12 protein-coding genes and 1 pseudogene are annotated in these 17157 nt (G+C 58.9%); 5 read left to right on the forward strand and 8 right to left on the reverse strand.

Going from position 1 to position 17157, the window contains the following annotated elements; genetic code table 11:
- Positions 1 to 13: 13 nt before the first annotated feature.
- From BLR72_RS07445 to BLR72_RS07470, 6 genes and pseudogenes are all read right to left on the reverse strand, one after another.
- Entirely contained in the window at positions 14 to 1015 is a 1002-nt protein-coding gene (locus BLR72_RS07445) for an ABC transporter ATP-binding protein (protein WP_027230655.1), read from the reverse strand.
- Between the two features lie 18 nt (positions 1016 to 1033).
- Positions 1034 to 1864 (reverse strand): carbohydrate ABC transporter permease, encoded by an 831-nt coding sequence (locus BLR72_RS07450; RefSeq protein ID WP_091920348.1) that lies wholly within the window; start codon positions 1862 to 1864, stop codon positions 1034 to 1036.
- 4 nt (positions 1865 to 1868) lie between these two features.
- Positions 1869 to 2741, reverse strand: a complete 873-nt coding sequence (locus tag BLR72_RS07455) for a carbohydrate ABC transporter permease (protein WP_027230657.1) — start codon at positions 2739 to 2741, stop codon at positions 1869 to 1871.
- A 98-nt stretch (positions 2742 to 2839) separates the two neighbouring features.
- Positions 2840 to 4159: an ABC transporter substrate-binding protein gene (locus BLR72_RS07460; protein WP_027230658.1), complete on the reverse strand. Its 1320-nt coding sequence runs from the start codon at positions 4157 to 4159 to the stop codon at positions 2840 to 2842.
- A 121-nt stretch (positions 4160 to 4280) separates the two neighbouring features.
- Positions 4281 to 5237 (reverse strand): sugar-binding transcriptional regulator, encoded by a 957-nt coding sequence (locus tag BLR72_RS07465; protein ID WP_091946935.1) that lies wholly within the window; start codon positions 5235 to 5237, stop codon positions 4281 to 4283.
- A 97-nt stretch (positions 5238 to 5334) separates the two neighbouring features.
- Positions 5335 to 5610 (reverse strand): annotated as a pseudogene (locus BLR72_RS07470) (SelT/SelW/SelH family protein); the annotation flags it as partial.
- 225 nt (positions 5611 to 5835) lie between these two features.
- On the opposite strand from BLR72_RS07470, the gene BLR72_RS07475 reads away from it, so the two are divergent.
- Positions 5836 to 6318 carry a hypothetical protein gene (locus BLR72_RS07475; protein WP_244506654.1) on the forward strand — a complete coding sequence of 161 codons (483 nt, stop codon included), beginning with the start codon at positions 5836 to 5838 and terminating at the stop codon, positions 6316 to 6318.
- An 83-nt stretch (positions 6319 to 6401) separates the two neighbouring features.
- Here BLR72_RS07475 and BLR72_RS07480 read toward each other — a convergent pair whose 3' ends face one another.
- Both BLR72_RS07480 and lepA read right to left on the reverse strand, forming a co-directional pair.
- Positions 6402 to 6620 carry a hypothetical protein gene (locus BLR72_RS07480; protein ID WP_091946942.1) on the reverse strand — a complete coding sequence of 73 codons (219 nt, stop codon included), beginning with the start codon at positions 6618 to 6620 and terminating at the stop codon, positions 6402 to 6404.
- Positions 6621 to 6625: 5 nt separating this feature from the next.
- Positions 6626 to 8434, reverse strand: a complete 1809-nt coding sequence (gene lepA / locus BLR72_RS07485; RefSeq protein WP_027230661.1) for a translation elongation factor 4 — start codon at positions 8432 to 8434, stop codon at positions 6626 to 6628.
- A gap of 141 nt (positions 8435 to 8575) precedes the next feature.
- On the opposite strand from lepA, the gene BLR72_RS07490 reads away from it, so the two are divergent.
- From BLR72_RS07490 to BLR72_RS07505, 4 genes are all read left to right on the forward strand, one after another.
- Complete coding sequence (locus BLR72_RS07490; protein ID WP_091946945.1) at positions 8576 to 9145, forward strand: DUF2239 family protein; 570 nt, start codon at positions 8576 to 8578, stop codon at positions 9143 to 9145.
- Positions 9146 to 9341: 196 nt separating this feature from the next.
- On the forward strand, positions 9342 to 11627 hold the full coding sequence (locus BLR72_RS07495) for an alpha/beta hydrolase family protein (protein ID WP_091946948.1): 2286 nt from the start codon (positions 9342 to 9344) through the stop codon (positions 11625 to 11627).
- A 960-nt stretch (positions 11628 to 12587) separates the two neighbouring features.
- Positions 12588 to 14768 (forward strand): alpha/beta hydrolase, encoded by a 2181-nt coding sequence (locus tag BLR72_RS07500; RefSeq protein WP_091946950.1) that lies wholly within the window; start codon positions 12588 to 12590, stop codon positions 14766 to 14768.
- A 133-nt stretch (positions 14769 to 14901) separates the two neighbouring features.
- Positions 14902 to 17130, forward strand: coding sequence for an alpha/beta hydrolase family protein (locus tag BLR72_RS07505; RefSeq protein ID WP_091946953.1), 2229 nt, complete (start codon positions 14902 to 14904; stop codon positions 17128 to 17130).
- Positions 17131 to 17157 lie beyond the last annotated feature (27 nt).

The following is a 17157-nucleotide window of genomic DNA, read 5'->3' on the forward strand; positions in this document are numbered from 1 at the left end:
GAATTGCTCTTGGTTACTGGATGGCCTGTCCGTTCGCATCGAAACGATGGACGCGACGCTCCTCAGGCGTGATGAAGACCTTCTGCCCGTGCTCGACCGGAAAATCGCCGTCGGTCCGTACAGTGATCTTGCCGATCCCGTCGGACTGGACATGAATCAAGGTGTCGGAGCCGAGATGCTCGGTGACGCCAACAGTACCCGGCCATGTGCCTTCGGTTGTCGAGATACGCATGTGTTCGGGACGTATGCCCACCGTCGCGGCATTCAGCGTGGCGGCATGTGCGCCTTCAATGAAGTTCATGCGCGGCGAGCCGATGAAGCCGGCGACGAACAGGTTGCGCGGATTCCGGTAGAGTTCGAGCGGCGACCCCACCTGCTCGATCCGGCCGGCATTGAGCACCACGATCTTGTCGGCCATGGTCATCGCCTCGATCTGGTCATGCGTCACATAGATCATCGTCGTCTTCAGCTGATGATGCAGGTCGCTGATTTCGAGGCGCATGTTGCCGCGAAGTGCCGCGTCGAGGTTCGACAGAGGTTCGTCAAAAAGGAACGCCTTGGGCTGGCGCACGATCGCGCGGCCGATGGCGACGCGCTGGCGCTGGCCACCCGAGAGCTGGCCCGGCCGGCGATCGAGATAGTTGGTGAGGTTAAGAATGTTCGCCGCGTCGCGAACCTTCTTGTCGATCGCGGCCTTGTCCTGTCCGTCCATCTTGAGCGGAAAAGCGATGTTGCCGTAAACGCTCATATGCGGGTAAAGCGCATAGGACTGGAACACCATGGATAGCCCGCGCTTGGCCGGCGCTTCGTTGGACATGTCCTTGCCGTCGATGACGATGCGCCCGCCGCTCAAGTCTTCGAGGCCGGCGATCATGCGCAGCAGCGTGGACTTTCCGCAGCCTGACGGCCCTACGAAGACGACGAACTCGCCGTCATTGATATCCAGGTCGATTTCCGGAATGACCGATGTCGTTCCAAACGACTTCGATACTTTCTGCAGTGTGATGCTTCCCATCATGTCCTCCCTGAAATCTTATTTCACCGCGCCGAATGTCAGGCCGCGTACCAATTGCTTTTGCGAGAACCAGCCCATGATCAGAATGGGGGCGATCGCCATTGTGGATGCAGCCGACAGCTTCGCCCAGAACAAGCCTTCGGGACTGGAGTAGGACGCAATGAATGCTGTAAGCGGCGCAGCATTCGCGGCGGAGAGATTGAGCGTCCAGAACGCCTCGTTCCATGCGAGAATGATATTGAGCAGCATGGTCGAGGCAATGCCGGGCACCGCCATGGGTGTCAGCACATAGACGATTTCCTTCATAAGCGATGCGCCGTCCATCCGCGCCGCTTCAAGGATCTCCCCGGGGATTTCCTTGAAATAAGTGTAGAGCATCCACACGATGATCGGCAGGTTGATCATGGTCAGGACCGCAACAAGACCAAGCCGCGTATCGAGCAGGCCCCAATCGCGGAAGATCAGATAGAGCGGCACCAGAACGCCGACCGGCGGCATCATCTTTGTGGACAGCATCCACATCAGGACGTCCTTGGTACGCTTTGTCGGCGAAAACGCCATGGCCCAGGCGGCCGGTATGGCGAGCGCGAGGCCGATCAGGGTCGAGCCAACCGATATCACGATGGAATTGGTCACATGCTTCATATAATCGGAGCGCGCCTGCACCTCGTGATAGTTCTCAAGCGTCCAGTCGAAGAACAGGAACTGCGGGGGCGTTGCAATGGCGGTGCCCTCGGTTTTGAAGCTTGTCAGGAACGTCCACAGGATCGGGAAGAAGATTAGAAGTCCGATCGCCCAGCCAAGAATGGAGAAGGTCAGTTTTCGGCGTGTCGAGATTGCTCTGGCCATGATCTTACCTCTCGAGGTTCTTGCCGATGAGGCGAATGAGGAAGAAGGCGACGATATTGGCGAGGATCACCGCGACGATACCGCCTGCCGAAGCGCCGCCGACGTCGAACTGCAGCAGTGCCTGCGCGTAGATCAGGTAGGTGATGTTCGTCGTCTGGATGCCCGGTCCGCCATTGGTCGTGACGAGGATTTCGGCAAAGACGCTCAAAAGGAAGATCGTCTGGATGAGGATCACCACGGTGATCGCACGCGACATGTGGGGGAGCACCAGATAGAAGAAGCGCGACAAGGCGCCGGCGCCATCCATTTCAGCCGCTTCGATCTGCTCGCCATCGAGTGATTGCAGTGCGGTCAGAAGGATAAGCGTCGCAAACGGCAGCCACTGCCAGGCGACGATGAGAATGATCGAAAATAGCGGGACTTCAGCGAACCAGTCGATGGGCTGAAAGCCGAACGATCGGGCGATCCAGGCAAAGAGCCCATTGACCGGATGCATCAGCATGTTCTTCCACACGAGCGCCGAGACGGTGGGCATGACGAAGAACGGTGCGATGACGAGAAGCCGTACGATGCCCTGGCCGAAAAACGGTTGGTCGAGCACCAATGCGAGAAGGATCCCGCCGATAACGGTGATGAGCAGTGTGCCGCCGACAAGGGTAAGCGTATTGCCGAGCGCCGTGAAGAATGAGGGGTCGGTCAGAAAGTATTTGTAATTGAGGAACCCGACGAATTCCTCGGTTCCCGGCATGAGCAGATTGTAGCGCAGGAACGAGAAATACAGCGTCATGACGAGCGGCACGATCATCCAGAGAAACAGCAGGATGACAGCCGGTGACATCATGATACGGGCAGTTGCGCGCGTCTGGTGCGTGGCCATGGTCAGGTTCCGATGCGTTTGCCGTTACGAGAAGCAAAGGAGGCTCGGGCGGCTCGCAGACATTTGCGTCAGCGAACCGTCCGAGGCCAGGAGGATCCCTATTTGATATAGCCGCCCTTGGTCATTTCGCGGGTGGTGAGCTGCTGGGCGCTCGTCAGTGCCTGATCGACCTTGACGGAGCCGGCAAGCGCTGCCGAGAACTGCTGGCCCACGGCCGTACCGATACCCTGGAATTCAGGGATCGCGACGAACTGCCCGCCCGTATAGGGCACAGGCTTGACGGACGGCTTGCTGGTATTTGCCGCATTCATCGCGTCGAGTGTGATCTTGGCAAACGGCGCCGCCTTTTCATATTCCGGGTTGGCATAGAGCGACTTGCGCGTGCCCGGGGGAACGTTGGCCCAGCCTTCCTTGCTGGCGACGAGTTCCGTATAGGCCTTGTCGGTCGCCCAGGAGACGAATTTCTGCGCGGCTTCCGCTTTCTGGGTGCCGGCAGGAATGCCGAGATTCCAGGCCCAGAGCCAGTTGCCGTGATTGTCAGGCCCCGCGTCACCGGTGGGGAACAGCGCATAACCTACCTTGTCGGCAACTTTCGAGTCCTTCGGATTGGTCACGAAAGATGCAGCAACCGTGGCGTCGATCCAGATACCGCACTTGCCGGTCTGGAACAGTGCAAGGTTTTCATTGAAGCCGTTGGAGGATGCTCCGGGAGGTCCGGCTTCCTTCATCAGGTCGACGTAGAAGGTAAGCGCCTTCTTCCATTCCGGCTGATCGAACTGGGGCTGCCACTTTTCGTCAAACCAGCGCGCGCCGAAGGAATTGGCCATGGCGGTCAAAAGCGCCATGTTCTCGCCCCAGCCGGCCTTGCCGCGCAAGCAGATGCCGTAGGTCTCGGTGGACTTGTCCGTCATCTTCTTGGCGGCTTCGGCGATCTGGTCCCAGGTCGGCTTTTCAGGAATAGTGACGCCCGCCTTTTCGGCGAGATCCTTGCGGTACATGACCATGGCGCTCTCACCATAGAACGGCGAGGCATAGAGTTTGCCGTCGACCGAGACCGCATCCTTGATCGCAGGCAGCAAGTCGTCCGCATCATACGCTTGGCCGAGTCCATCAAGCGGCAGCAGCCACTTTTGCTTCGCCCAGATGGGCACCTCGTAAGTACCGATGGTCAGGATGTCGTATTGGCCGCCCTTGGTGGCGATATCGGTCGTCACGCGCTGGCGCAGCACGTTTTCCTCGAGCGTTACCCACTCGAGCTTGATATCTGGATTTTTCTTGGAAAAGTCGTCGGTCAATTTCTGCATGCGGACCATGTCGCCATTGTTGACGGTGGCGATGGTCAGCGTGGTTTCCGCGTGCGCGAAACTCGCCATGGCGAGCACCGATGCAGCGCCGAGCAGAAGCGTTCTCGTTAACATTTCATTCCTCCCGAATGTTATGAGCATTTGCTAGCTTGTTGGGCAAATACTCACACAATGGCAAAACAAGTCAAGCGCAATTCGTCGCTGCGTTGCAACATAAGACCAAACAGGATGATATTTACTTTTCGCCGAGAAGCATTTCCGCAGTTTGCTCGTCGGTAATCAAACCATTGATAAGCTTGCCTTTTATGGCCGCCGAAATTCCTTGCATCTTGCGCGCACCCATGGCGGTGGCGATGACCATGGCGGTCTCGCAAGAAGGGATCGGCGCGCTGGCCACGCGCTCGTTCGTCAGCCCGGCAATGGGCGATCCATTCCGGTCAAAGGCGCGGCCGATGATCTCGCAGACGGCCCCCGCACTGCGCAAGGCGCCGAGTTCCTGGCGCGAAATGAAGCCGTCGACAAAAAGCGGCGCCTCATCGCCAAGATCACCGATGCCGAGAAACGCCACATTGGCCATGGCGGCAAGTTCCAGCACCGGACGGATCATCGCCTGCGCGTGCAGAAGTTCGCGCTCCTCCGGAGAAGAGGCGATGACCGGGAGCGGCATCGGGAAGGACCGCGCCTTGATCTTGTCGGCAATATTGAAAATGACGTTGTAATAGGCCGCCGAGCCATCCGGCGAAATATTGCCGGTCAGCGATACCACCTTGTGTTGCGGGCATTCGATCGGCGACAGCTGCTCGATCGCCGCCTTGAGTGTGCGCCCGGTGCCGATGCCGAGCACGATCGGCGTTTCCGATTTCAGCCAGCGCGTCATTTCAGCTGCGGCCGCATCGGCGACACCGAGTGTCGTCGAGGTCGAGCCTGGATCGGTCGGCACAACCTCCGTCATTTTCAGGGCGAAACGCTCGCGCAGTTGCGCGCCGAGGTCGAGGCAGCGTGCGATCGGATGGTCAAGCCTTACCTTTACGAGACCTTCCGAGACGGCGAGCGAGACCATGCGCTGCGCCGACTGGCGCGAAATGCCGAGCTTGGCTGCGATCTCATCCTGCGTATTGCCGGCCACATAATAGAGCCAGCCGGCACGGGCCGCATCGTCGAGCCGCGTGGTGGTAACCTCCGGCTTACTCATTGAATGGCCCGCCCTTAAGCTCCTCGCTGGCGGGGGTGGTCTCTGCCCCGCCCTTAAGCTCCTCGCTGTGCTCGTCGCTGGCGGGGGCCCGGTGATGCTTATCTGAATGACCGAGATCACGCTCGGGCCAGACGATGTCGCGCACGCGCTGCTTCAGGACTTTCGCCTCAGGGAAGCCGCCATCGCGCTTGCGCTCCCAGATGCTTTCGCCATCGACCTGGATCTTGAAAATGCCACCGGTTCCTGGAACAAGCGCCACCTCACCAAGATCGGCACCGAAGGTCGACAGGAGTTCCTGTGCCATCCAGGCGGAACGCAGGAGCCAATTGCACTGCGTACAATATCGAATGGTAATGCGCGGTTTTGACGTCATGCTTCTTTAGATATCACTTTCCTTTCCTATTGGAAGCAGGAGCATGAAAAGGGCATCCGAATGGGTCGGGGTCGCTTATCGGTGCCTCCCCTCGCCATCGTGCCGCCCATACACGTAATCGCCTCCAGCAATTCCCGATCCTGTTCCCCGCCACCTCCTGACAGGAGGTTGTCAGGAGGCCTGCGCTATATTTCTGTTTGAGGACACAATAAGCGGGAGGGAACGATGATGGACGCGCGGCCCGAAACAATCGGCAGTGCAACTGATTTCGATTTCCTCATCGGCGACTGGAGCATCCGCAACCAGCGGCTCAAGCATCGTTTTGTCGGCTCGGATGAATGGGACGAGTTCCCGGCGACGTCGCGCGTCCGCAAGCTCCTGCAGGACACCGCCAATATTGACGAGATGGATATTTCGGAGAAGGGCTTTGCCGGCCTGACGCTGCGTCTCTTCAACCCGCGCGACGGTTCGTGGTCGCTGCATTGGGCCGACAGCCGCAGCAATTGCCTGTTTCCGCCGGTCATCGGCCATTTCGATGGCGGCAAGGGTATCTTTTACGGTGACGACACGGATGACGGCGTGCCGGTTCGCGTCCGCTTCCTTTGGACCCCGTCGCCCGAAAAGCCGCTCTGGGCCCAGGCCTTTTCCAAGGATGGCGGCGAGACCTGGGAAACCAACTGGCTGATGGAGTTCACAAAGCGCGGCTGAAACCGTGCCGCGTTTTACGCCGAGCCTGACCGAAGTCGCGGACATCCTCCCAAGCCCGCACTTCGAAGAGCTTGGGGTGAACCTCAACTGCCGCTCACCTGCTCTTCCTGTTCCACCGTCAGAGGCTTGATGCCGGGTGTCGGAGGTTCGGGGCGGTCGCCTTCGACGATCGGCGCGGGTGGGGGAGCAACGTGATTTACCGTCGTACAGGCGGAAAGCGCGGCGAAGATGAGCCCAACCGCTGCGACATGGCGGGCTTGCCGTAGCGCCGTTCCGAAATTGCAGCTGGCGCTGTAGCTCACGTTGCTCAGTTGTCGCTCATCTTCAGCGCCTGGATGAAGGCTTCCTGCGGAATCTCCACCTTGCCGAACTGGCGCATGCGCTTCTTGCCTTCCTTCTGCTTTTCCAGAAGCTTGCGCTTGCGCGTCACGTCGCCGCCATAGCACTTGGCGGTAACGTCCTTGCGCAGCGCCGAGATGGTCTCGCGCGCGATAACGGTGCCACCGATCGCCGCCTGAATCGGGATCTTGAACATGTGCTTGGGGATGAGATCCTTCAGCTTCTCGCAAAGGTCGCGGCCGCGCTTTTCCGCCGCCGAACGGTGCACCATCATCGACAGCGCATCGACCGGCTCGGCATTCACGAGCACCGACATCTTGACGAGATTGCCCTCGCGATAGTCAGACAGGTGATAGTCGAACGAGGCATAGCCCTTGGAGATCGATTTCAGGCGGTCGTAGAAGTCGAACACCACTTCGTTGAGCGGCAGGTCGTAGGTTACCATGGCGCGCTTGCCGACATAGTTCAGATCGATCTGGATGCCGCGCCGGTCCTGGCACAGCTTGAGGATGGCGCCGAGATAATCATCCGGCGTCAGGATCGTCGCGCGGATCCACGGCTCTTCAATCGAGGCGATCTTCATCACTTCCGGCATATCGGCGGGATTGTGCAGTTCACGCTGCGTGCCGTCGGTCATGTTGAGCTTGTAGACGACGCTCGGCGCCGTGGCGATGAGATCGAGATTGAACTCCCGCTCCAGCCGCTCCTGGATGATTTCGAGGTGGAGCAGCCCGAGGAAACCGCAGCGGAAGCCGAAGCCGAGCGCTGCCGAGCTTTCCATTTCGAAGGAGAACGAAGCGTCGTTGAGGCGCAGCTTGCCCATGGCGGCGCGCAAATCCTCGAAATCCGCCGCATCGACGGGGAAGAGACCGCAGAATACGACCGGCTGCGCCGGTTTGAAGCCGGGCAGGATCTCGGCGGTCGGGCGCTTGTCCTCGGTGATCGTATCGCCGACGCGCGTATCGGCGACTTCCTTGATCGAAGCGGTGATGAAGCCGAATTCGCCGGGGCCGAGTTCATCGACAGCCAGCATCTTCGGCGTGAACACGCCGGTGCGCTCCACGGGATATCTGGCGTCCGTTCCCATCATGCGGATGGTCTGGCCCTTCTTGAGCACGCCGTCGATGATGCGCACGAGAACGATGACGCCGAGATAGGCGTCATACCAACTATCGACCAGCATCGCCTTCAGCGGCTTGTTGCGATCGCCCTCGCGTGGCGGCGGCAGCTGGTTGACGATGGCTTCAAGCACATCCGGAATGCCGAGACCGGTCTTGGCCGAGATCAGCACCGCCTGGCTTGCATCGATGCCGATGACTTCCTCTACCTGCTCGCGAATGCGCTCGGGCTCGGCGGCCGGAAGATCGACCTTGTTCAATACCACGACGATTTCGTGATTGTTGTCGATGGCCTGGTAGACATTGGCGAGCGTCTGCGCCTCGACGCCCTGGCTGGCATCGACGACGAGCAGCGAGCCCTCGCAGGCCGAAAGCGACCGCGACACCTCATAGGCAAAATCGACGTGGCCGGGCGTATCGATGAGGTTGAGGACATAGTCCTCGCCGTTCTTTGCCTTGTAATTGAGCCGTACGGTCTGAGCCTTGATGGTAATGCCGCGCTCGCGCTCGATATCCATCGAGTCGAGCACCTGCTCCTTCATGTCGCGCAGATCGAGCCCGCCAGTCGATTGGATCAGGCGGTCGGCAAGGGTGGATTTGCCATGGTCGATATGGGCGACGATGGAGAAATTGCGAATGTGATCAAGTGGTGTGGTCATGAGCGCCACATAGAGCATTTCCCGCCGATTTGGAAGGGCGCGGCGGCACGGCGGCATGGTTCAGCGTAGATAATTTTACCCGGGTATATTGACGACGCTATTTTACCCGGGTAAAAGCAGCCATCGAACAAGGAAACAATCATGGAAAACCCGCAAGAAACATACACAGCCTTCAAGGGCGTGGAGAAAATCGCCAGCGGCACAGCGACCGAAGTTGCGCTGAAGGCAAGGGACGCAGGCAGCGACGGCGCCGCCATCCTGATCTTCGAGGACTCCACGGGCCGGCAGGTAGACTTCGACGTCTCGGGGACCGAGGCGGAGATCGTCGCGCGGCTCGATCTCACCGCGCAGCGCGGACCCGGCCGGCCGAAGCTCGGCGTCACGGCAAGGGAAGTGACACTCCTGCCCCGGCAATGGGAATGGCTCGCACGCCAGCCTGGTGGCGCATCGGTTACGCTGCGTAAGCTCGTCGACGCCGCGCGCAACTCAACCTCAGCGCGCGAGCGCAAGCGGCAGGCGCAGGAAGCCGCCGACCGTTTCATGATGGCGATGGCCGGGGATCTTCCACACTGTGAGGAAGCAGCACGCGCGCTGTATGCCGGTGACTACCCGCGTTTCGCCGAGCACACGGAGTCCTGGCCGCAAGACGTGCGCAACCATGCGCGGCGGCTGGGCGATGCTGCTTTTGACCGGACTGATTTCCCGGCCTGATCGGTGGCGCGCAAGCTAACGCATCGGGAACCAGGTGATTTGTCCGCTCAACTGGCACGAAAATTGCTTTGACCTTGGAGCATACCCGTAGCCGGCTCAATGTTTCAAAGCCCTGCCGCGGCAGACGTCAATGTTTTAGTCATTTTCAAGCGCGGTCGGCGCCCAGTGGGGCCCGTTCGCAGAGCAGGAGTTAAACATGACACGATGGTTCATAGCCGAGGCGCGGCGCGCATGCCTATTTGGGGTGCTGCTTGCCGCTTTAGCAGGCTGCGACGGCGGGGGGGACGATGCCGCGCCGCCCACAACTACATTCGAGTCGCCGGCGACCGAAATCTCCAGTCTACCGCAGGCGGAAGCCGCAAGTCTCCCCCAGGAACCGGCGATCGGGACGGTCACAGCGGTGCCCGGCAGCGAGGCCGAACCGCCGCAGACATCGGGCGGCGAAGCGATACCCATCGTTCCCGAGGCTCCGCAGATCGTCCTGCCGAAGCCGATCGTCAGGTCAGTCACCCGGTTCACGGAGATTGCGCCGGATGCGACTGGCGGCGCTACGTTTTGGTCGTCACCGGCCTACGAATACAACCTTGGCAACCTCGTTGCTATCGCAAGCGCTGATTCTGCCACCTTTGACGATGGCAGCACCTTGATACAGCCGATGCATGGCTGGATGCGCTACCCGACCGACGCAGTCGGCCCGACGGCGCCCAAGACATATCCGATCATCGTTCTGTTGCACGGTAACCACGATGCAGCAGCTCCAAGCTACAAGGGCTACGACTATCTTGCCGAACACCTTGCAACGCACGGTTATGTGGTGCTCTCGATCGACGCCAACGCTATCAATGGCTTCGCGCCGGGCACAACGTTACGGGCCGACCCCTCAAGCCAGACCCGTGCGCAATTGGTCCTGGGCACGCTCGATCGCCTGCGCCAGATCAATGAACAGGGCCAACTTGGTCCGGATGGCCGGCCCGGAAGCCTCCACATTCTAAAGGGGAAGCTGGATTTCTCCCGCATCGGCATTATGGGCCATTCACGCGGCGGCCAGGGCATTGCAAATACCATTCTCTTCAATGCAAACAGACGCGGCACTACACAGCAGGATTTGATTGCCGCTGTTGCCAGCAGCGGGAGCAAGTTCTCAGCCGATTATCCGGACCTTACCGCCGCCATTAAAAAAACGGCAGTCGACGAAGCGAAGCTTGCGGCGGCAATCAAGAAGTACAACATCTTCTATGCTGTCGGCAGCGGCAATGCCAACGTGCCTCCACCCTATGATTTCAAGGCGGCTTTCATGCTGGCTCCGACGGATTTCGGTGGTAATCCCGGCATCAACCGTGTGCCGCTGGCCGTGCTGCTTCCGTCTTGCGACGGCGACATGTCCAATCTGCAGGGTGCGATCTCTTACGATCACAACCGGTTTGGTCCGGATGACGATCTGGCGTCGCGCTACCAGATCATGGTCCATGGTGCCAATCACAACGATTACAACTCGATTTGGACTGAAGACGATTTTGGACCAGGCGGCGGGCCCAAATTTTGCTTCAGGACAAAAGGTCAAACGGACAGTATCCGCCTGAGTGACGAAGATCAGCGCCGCACCGGCCTTTTCCTCATCAATTCTTTTATGCGCTATCATGTGGGCGGCGAAAGCAAATTTGGTGCCTATTGGAACAGCACCGCGAGAATACCCGACGCGGCTTGTCCAGGGGGCCTGGGACCGTGCGAAGAACGAATTATAATGACCGTGCAGAAAGATGCAGGCCGAAGAAAGCTGATCCAACGCTTTGGGGCTGCCAACAGCCTGGAGCAGACCCTTCTCGGGGGAGCAATAAGCTTTACTGATTTCGATGATAAGGCACGATGCAACATGCCCTTGGGAGCTTCCACTCCTGGCGAATGCATGCCCAAGCGACTGGGAGGCTTCGAGTTCACGGAAGGTGGATCCTCCGGACTGCGATCAATTGCCGAGCATGTCGAACTCGCGTGGTCGAAGCCAGGTGCCGCGATCACAACCGATCTCACCGGGCTATCCGGGAAGGATTACGATGCGCTCACATTCCGAATTGCTGTCGTGCGCCCAATGGGCCAGGAGGTGCTCGTCACGCTCACTGACAGCACCGGCAAGGCGGCGACCCTAACCGCGAGCGATTTTACCAATGCTCTCTATAACGCGCCACGAAAGAAGCCTGACAGCCTACCTCCAACGGACACTGGAACATCTTCAACCAGTCCCATGGCGGTACCGCAAACAATTCCGCTTCTGGATGATCCCGCCGACAAACCCTATTCGGAAGGCAAAGTTAAGATACTTATGAACATGGTGGCGTTCCCACTCGCAGCCTTCGAGGGCGTGGATCCAACCAAACTCAAGGAGCTGAAGCTTGTCTTTCCGAAGGAAAGCGGCAAGGTCGCCATAACGGATATCGAGTTGCAGAACTTCGGCCGCGACAAGCCCGCCTCGGATCTGGCGATGCAGTAACGTAAACTGCCAGCGCAGGAAACATCCCCGGGGATTGCCTCCGGGGATGTCGGATCTGACTGAACAATGATGCAACACCGCCGCACATCCTATTGAAAAGCGGCAACGGATGGGCGAACCTCCACATCGCCGATCTCATGTGGGAGCAGCGACAAAGACCACGCCAATATCCCGTTATCCCTGGGTGCCGCACTGCCACACCATTGGCAGGGCCGCAGCGGCGGGCCTCGAATTTTGCGCGCCACAAGCCCGCGTAGCAGCAGCTTCGACAGGCGCTCGGACCGGTCCGGCAGGCGCAACGACATGATGTGGATGGATGGCGCGCCGCTCATGGCGCAGCTTCAGCCTTGCGCTTCATTCAATGTGAACCCGCGCCGATCCATCGCTCCGCCCAAGATGTCCTGTTGATCTCCTTTAAATTGCCGGGATCGTGTTTGTCCACGCTGTGTCAACGGCCATAATTCAAGCCTGGGGTTTACGCTGCGCAAGCGCGCCAACGCTGCGCAACATCACCTCGGCACGGGCGCAACCGGCAGGCCCGGCAAGCCGACGACCGTTTCATGAGGGCTATAGCCGGCGACCATCCGCGCTACGGAGGCTGCCTGTGCTCTTTATCCGGCTAATTTTCATTGAAGCGACCAAGCATGGCCGAAGATGTGCACCGACGTGTGCGCAAGCTGGCTGCAGGCGCATTCGAAGGGGCAAATTAACCCATCCTATCAGTAGAGCACCTATGTAACAGTTTGATGAATTTAGATTTGGCGGGTATTTGTAGTATTGACCCTGCTTTTTCATCTGAGGTAAAAGCGCCCCGTATAAGCAATCAAGTGAACGATCAATATTTTCACTTGAACGTCCTAAAATTTATTAGCCGAATAATCTATTCGGCTCTTATCGATTTTATTGTTTTCCCGGGTAGTCGCTCTTACGGACCCGATTGCCCAATCAGGAGTTTTCCAGATGATCCATTGGATAAGATTGGAAGTGACACGGGCATGCCTCATCGGCGTGCTGCTCGCCACGACCGCCCTAGCTGGCTGCAACAAGGAAAGCAGCAACGACGTACAATTGCCGCCTGAATCGACCTTTGCGGCAAAGATCGACCCCACCAAGCCCAGTTCGACCCCCGAAGTTGTCGTGCCAAGCGGGCCGACGGCCGAGGTGCCGACCGTCACACCAAGCGAGCCGACAACGACCCTCACGCCGGCGACCGAGGAGAAGATAACGCGCTTCACATCGGTTGCCCCGGATATTACGGCCGGGAAATACACCGCATCGCTGATGTTCTACTATAACCTCGGCAACCTCGTCACCACGCCCGAGGATTTGGTGGGCTCCAAGCTGAAGGGCATCAACTCGATGCTCACGCCTATTCGCGGGTCCGTGAAGTATCCCAATGAAGTCACGAAGAATGACGGCGCCAAATATCCGGTCATCGTCGTCGTTCACGACAACGACACAACTGATGCCAAGAAGGTGATCAAAAACCATCATCAAGGGTTCGATTACCTTGTCTCAGACTTCGTTTCCCAAGGCTATGTCGTCTTTTCGATCGATGCCGAGGAAATCAACTCCTGGACGACGTTCGAAACCAGCTCGATAAAATACGAATATGACAGGTCCGGCATTGCTCGGGGTCAGCTGGTGATGGCGACACTCGACAAGCTGCGCGTCGTCAATGAGAACGGCGACCGCGATGCCGCCAATAGCCCTGGCGTTCTGAACGTGCTTAAGGGCAAGCTCGACCTCGACCGCATCGGCCTCGTGGGCCATGGGCGCGGCGGTGCCGCGGTGGCCAACGCGATCAATTTCAACAAGAATCGCGTGGGGGCGACGGAGGAGCGTCTGAAGGCCGCGCTTCTGGCCGACGCAAGTTCTATTATGGAGTATACCGCCGAGCCTTTCAAAGAACTCGCCAACACTGTTTCCGGAACGCCGCCGGTCATCGACGATGCCAAGTTCAAGGATATCGTCAAGCGGCTCAACATTTCCTACGCTGCGGTCCCAGGGCAAGCGGCGCCCCACAGCATCAAGGCTGCCCTGATGCTGGCCCCGTCCGACAGGAAAGCGGTCACCGGTCTTACGGGCATGCCTTGGGCGGTCGTGGTCGCTGGCTGCGACAACGCGGCAATTGGAACCGACAACAATTCCGGGCACTTGGCCGGCGGACCCATCTATGACCGCAGCCGTTTCGGTCCCGCGGATGACACGTCACAGCACTATCAGGTTTTTGTCAGGGGTGCGAACAGCGGCGGCTATAATACGGTGGCGAAGCCCGAATCGGCCGCCGGCACGGCCTGCAATCACCCGATCCTCGGGCCGAGACTTGCCCTCAATGCGGACGATCAGCGCAATAATGCTCGCTTCATCATCGGTTCCTTCATACGCCTGTATGTCGGCGGCGAAAAGGCCTTCGCTCCCTATTGGAACGGCCAGGCACAGCTTCCGCCTTCGTCCTGTCCAGGCGGCAAGGGCACATGCGACGAGCGCGTGCTCTTGACCATCCAGAAGGATTCGGCCAACACCACGCTGATTCAACGCTATGAGACGCCCGCCGCAGCAACGGTAAACAAGCTTGGCGGCGCCTTCTCGCTCAAGGGCTTCACGCAGGCTGTCCAATGCCCGATGGCCCCGGCGGGTTGCTATGACTGGACGACGCTCTTCGATAAGCTCCAGTCGGGTTCCGATCGGTATCAGCTGTTCTGGTGGGAAAAGAATGCGACGATCACAACCGACCTCAAGGGCCTTTCGGCTGCCGGCAGGGACTATCTGACCTTCCGCGCCGCCCTCGTGCACGAACTTGCCATCGGCCAGGAGATTCTTGTCACCTTGACCGACAGCAAGGGCAAATCCGCCACCGTCGAGGCAAGCGACTTTACCGACGCGCTCTACCAGACGCCGCGCCCGAAGGGCGATGGCCGGCCCATGATCGTCGACCCGCTCGACATGCCCTCCACCATGTACCCCTATTGGGACAATCTACACATGGTGGCCATTCCGCTGCGTGCATTCAAAGGGGTCGATACCACCAGCCTGAGCAAGCTCGAAATGATGTTGCCCAAGGAAGTCGGTCGGATCGGGCTCGGCGAGATCGAGTTGCAGAACTTCGGCCGCTATACCGAATCGGTTGCACAGAACTAGTAATTGCGAAGGGCTCCCGGCTCGAAGCCGGGCCCTTCTGGCCGCCGGCGGGCGGGACTCACTTGATCTAGCCATTTTGAAAGGCGAGCGATCTGCCGTCGCGGGTCGTCTCGCTGACCGAGGAGTATTTGAGATGATACAATGGACAAAACCCTACGCGAGCCGCGCATGCCTGTTGGGCGCGCTGCTTGTCGCCGTCACCGGTTGCGATAACGGCGGGTCTGCTGAGACGTCACCGACATTCGGCACGGTCGTCAGCCAGCCGGCGCAGCCGGAGACAGTTGTTGTAAAACCCACCGAACAGCCCCCCGTGACAGGCCCGGTCATCGGCGACGTCACGGCCGTTCCTGCCGAGCAGTTGCCCGAACTGATCGACAAACCGCTTCCGGTCTCGCCCCCGATCCTGCCCTTGTCCGATCCGGCAACCGCGCGTTTCCTTTCGGTCGCGCCCGATACGTTCGACGTCGGAAAATACAAGTCGTCCCTGCTCTTCACCTATGACCTCGGCAGGCTTTTCCTTCAACCGACATCGGGTGAGCCTGAAGATGTCGAGCTCAAGAAACACAAGGGCAAAAAATATGGATTGATTGCGCCCATACGCGGCAGCATCCGCTATCCCGAAGAGGTGCTGAAGGCTGATGGCAGCAAATACCCGCTTATCGTCTTCCTGCACGGCCAGCATAACGGCGACGTAAGCCATCTCGGTTATGACTATCTCGGCAAGGACCTTGCTACTCAAGGTTATGTCGTCGTTTCGATCGATGCCGATACAATCAATATGTCCAAGCAAAGTGGCATGGATAACGGCAACCGAGGACGGGCCCAGCTTATGCTTGCCACGCTCGACAAGCTCAAGCAGGTCAACGAGGCAGGACAGATCGACCGTTTTGGCAATCCGGGCATCCTCAACGTGCTGAAGGGCAAGCTCGACTTTGACCGTCTCGGCATTATGGGCCATTCGCGCGGCGGCATGGGCATCAGTACCACGCTTCTGCAAAATGTGGCGCGGCAAGGCACCACCTTTGCTGACCTTAAAGACTATGTCGCTGAGGCCGCCGCCGGGATTATTGATTTCGGCTTTATGGGCTATTTCCACGAGATGCCCAACTATCCTGAAATTGTGGCAGCGGCGACGACCACGAAGGGTGCAGATGGCCTTATGACCGCGACGGTCGACGAAGCGAAATTGCAAGCGGCCGTGAAGAAGTACGACATAGGATTTGCGGTCGCCGAAGCACCGCCCTATAAGTTCAAGGGCGCCTTGCTTCTCGCGCCGACCCAGTCGATACCGATTATGGGCGTAACGAATGTTCCGTTCGCAACGCTCGTCGGCAGCTGTGACGGCGATGTGCAATCGCTGACCGGCCTCGCATTCTTCGACCGAAATCGCTATAGTACCGTCGATACCGACCCCTCCCCGCACTATCAGGTATGGATGCGCGGCGCCAACCACAATTTTTTCAGCACGGAGTGGCGTGACCGCGACACCTTAAGGCCGGCTTGCTCCCTGAATCACTTCTATTTGAATGAAAAGGAACAGCGCCGCAGCGGCCATTTCATCATTAACTCCTTTATGCGCTATCACGTTGGGGGCGAGATGAAATTTGCAAACTACTGGAACGGCCAGGCACGGTTCCCGGCAGCCAATTGTCCCGCAGGCGAGGGGACATGCGATGAGCGTATCATACTCAGCATCCAGAAGAGTGCAAAGGACCGAATCCTTATCCAGCGTTTCGACCAGAAAAAGCTGGACGAGACCAAGACCAATCGTCTCGGCGGCGCTTTCGTCATGACCGGCTTCGACCAGTCGGCAGTGTGCCCACTGTCGATGGAGCAATGGTACTACAAGAAAAAGGGCTGCATGCCCAATGCACTAAAGAACTTCGAGTACATCGGCTCGGCAACCGAACTGCTTCAGGTTTCCTGGAAAGCGCCCGGGGCAAAGCTGACCACTGACCTGAAGAACCTTTCCACCGCCGGCATGGATTATCTCACGTTCCGCGCGGCGGCAACCGAGACCGTAGGCCAGGAAATCCTCGTGTCGCTCACCGACAGCAACGGCAAGACTGCCACCGTGACGGCGAGCGACTATACGGACGCGCTTTACGACATACCGCGGCCAAAAGCAGGCGGCATTCCCATGATCGACAATCCGGCTGATGTGATACCGGAAACCGATGGGATATTCCGTGCCATGAACATGGTTGCGATCCCGCTCAGCGCGTTCAAGGATATCGATACCTCCAAGCTCAGCACGCTTCAGCTGGAAATGCCCCGCGAGAAGGGTGGATTGGCGATCAACGATATCGAACTGCAGAACTTCGGCCGCGCGCCGAAACCAGCGACAACAGCGCAAAACTAGCATCAGGCCTCCCGCGCCATGGCGCGG

Origin of the sequence: Phyllobacterium sp. YR620 (assembly GCF_900104165.1) — a bacterium.
GTDB classification, from domain to species: domain Bacteria; phylum Pseudomonadota; class Alphaproteobacteria; order Rhizobiales; family Rhizobiaceae; genus Phyllobacterium; species Phyllobacterium pellucidum.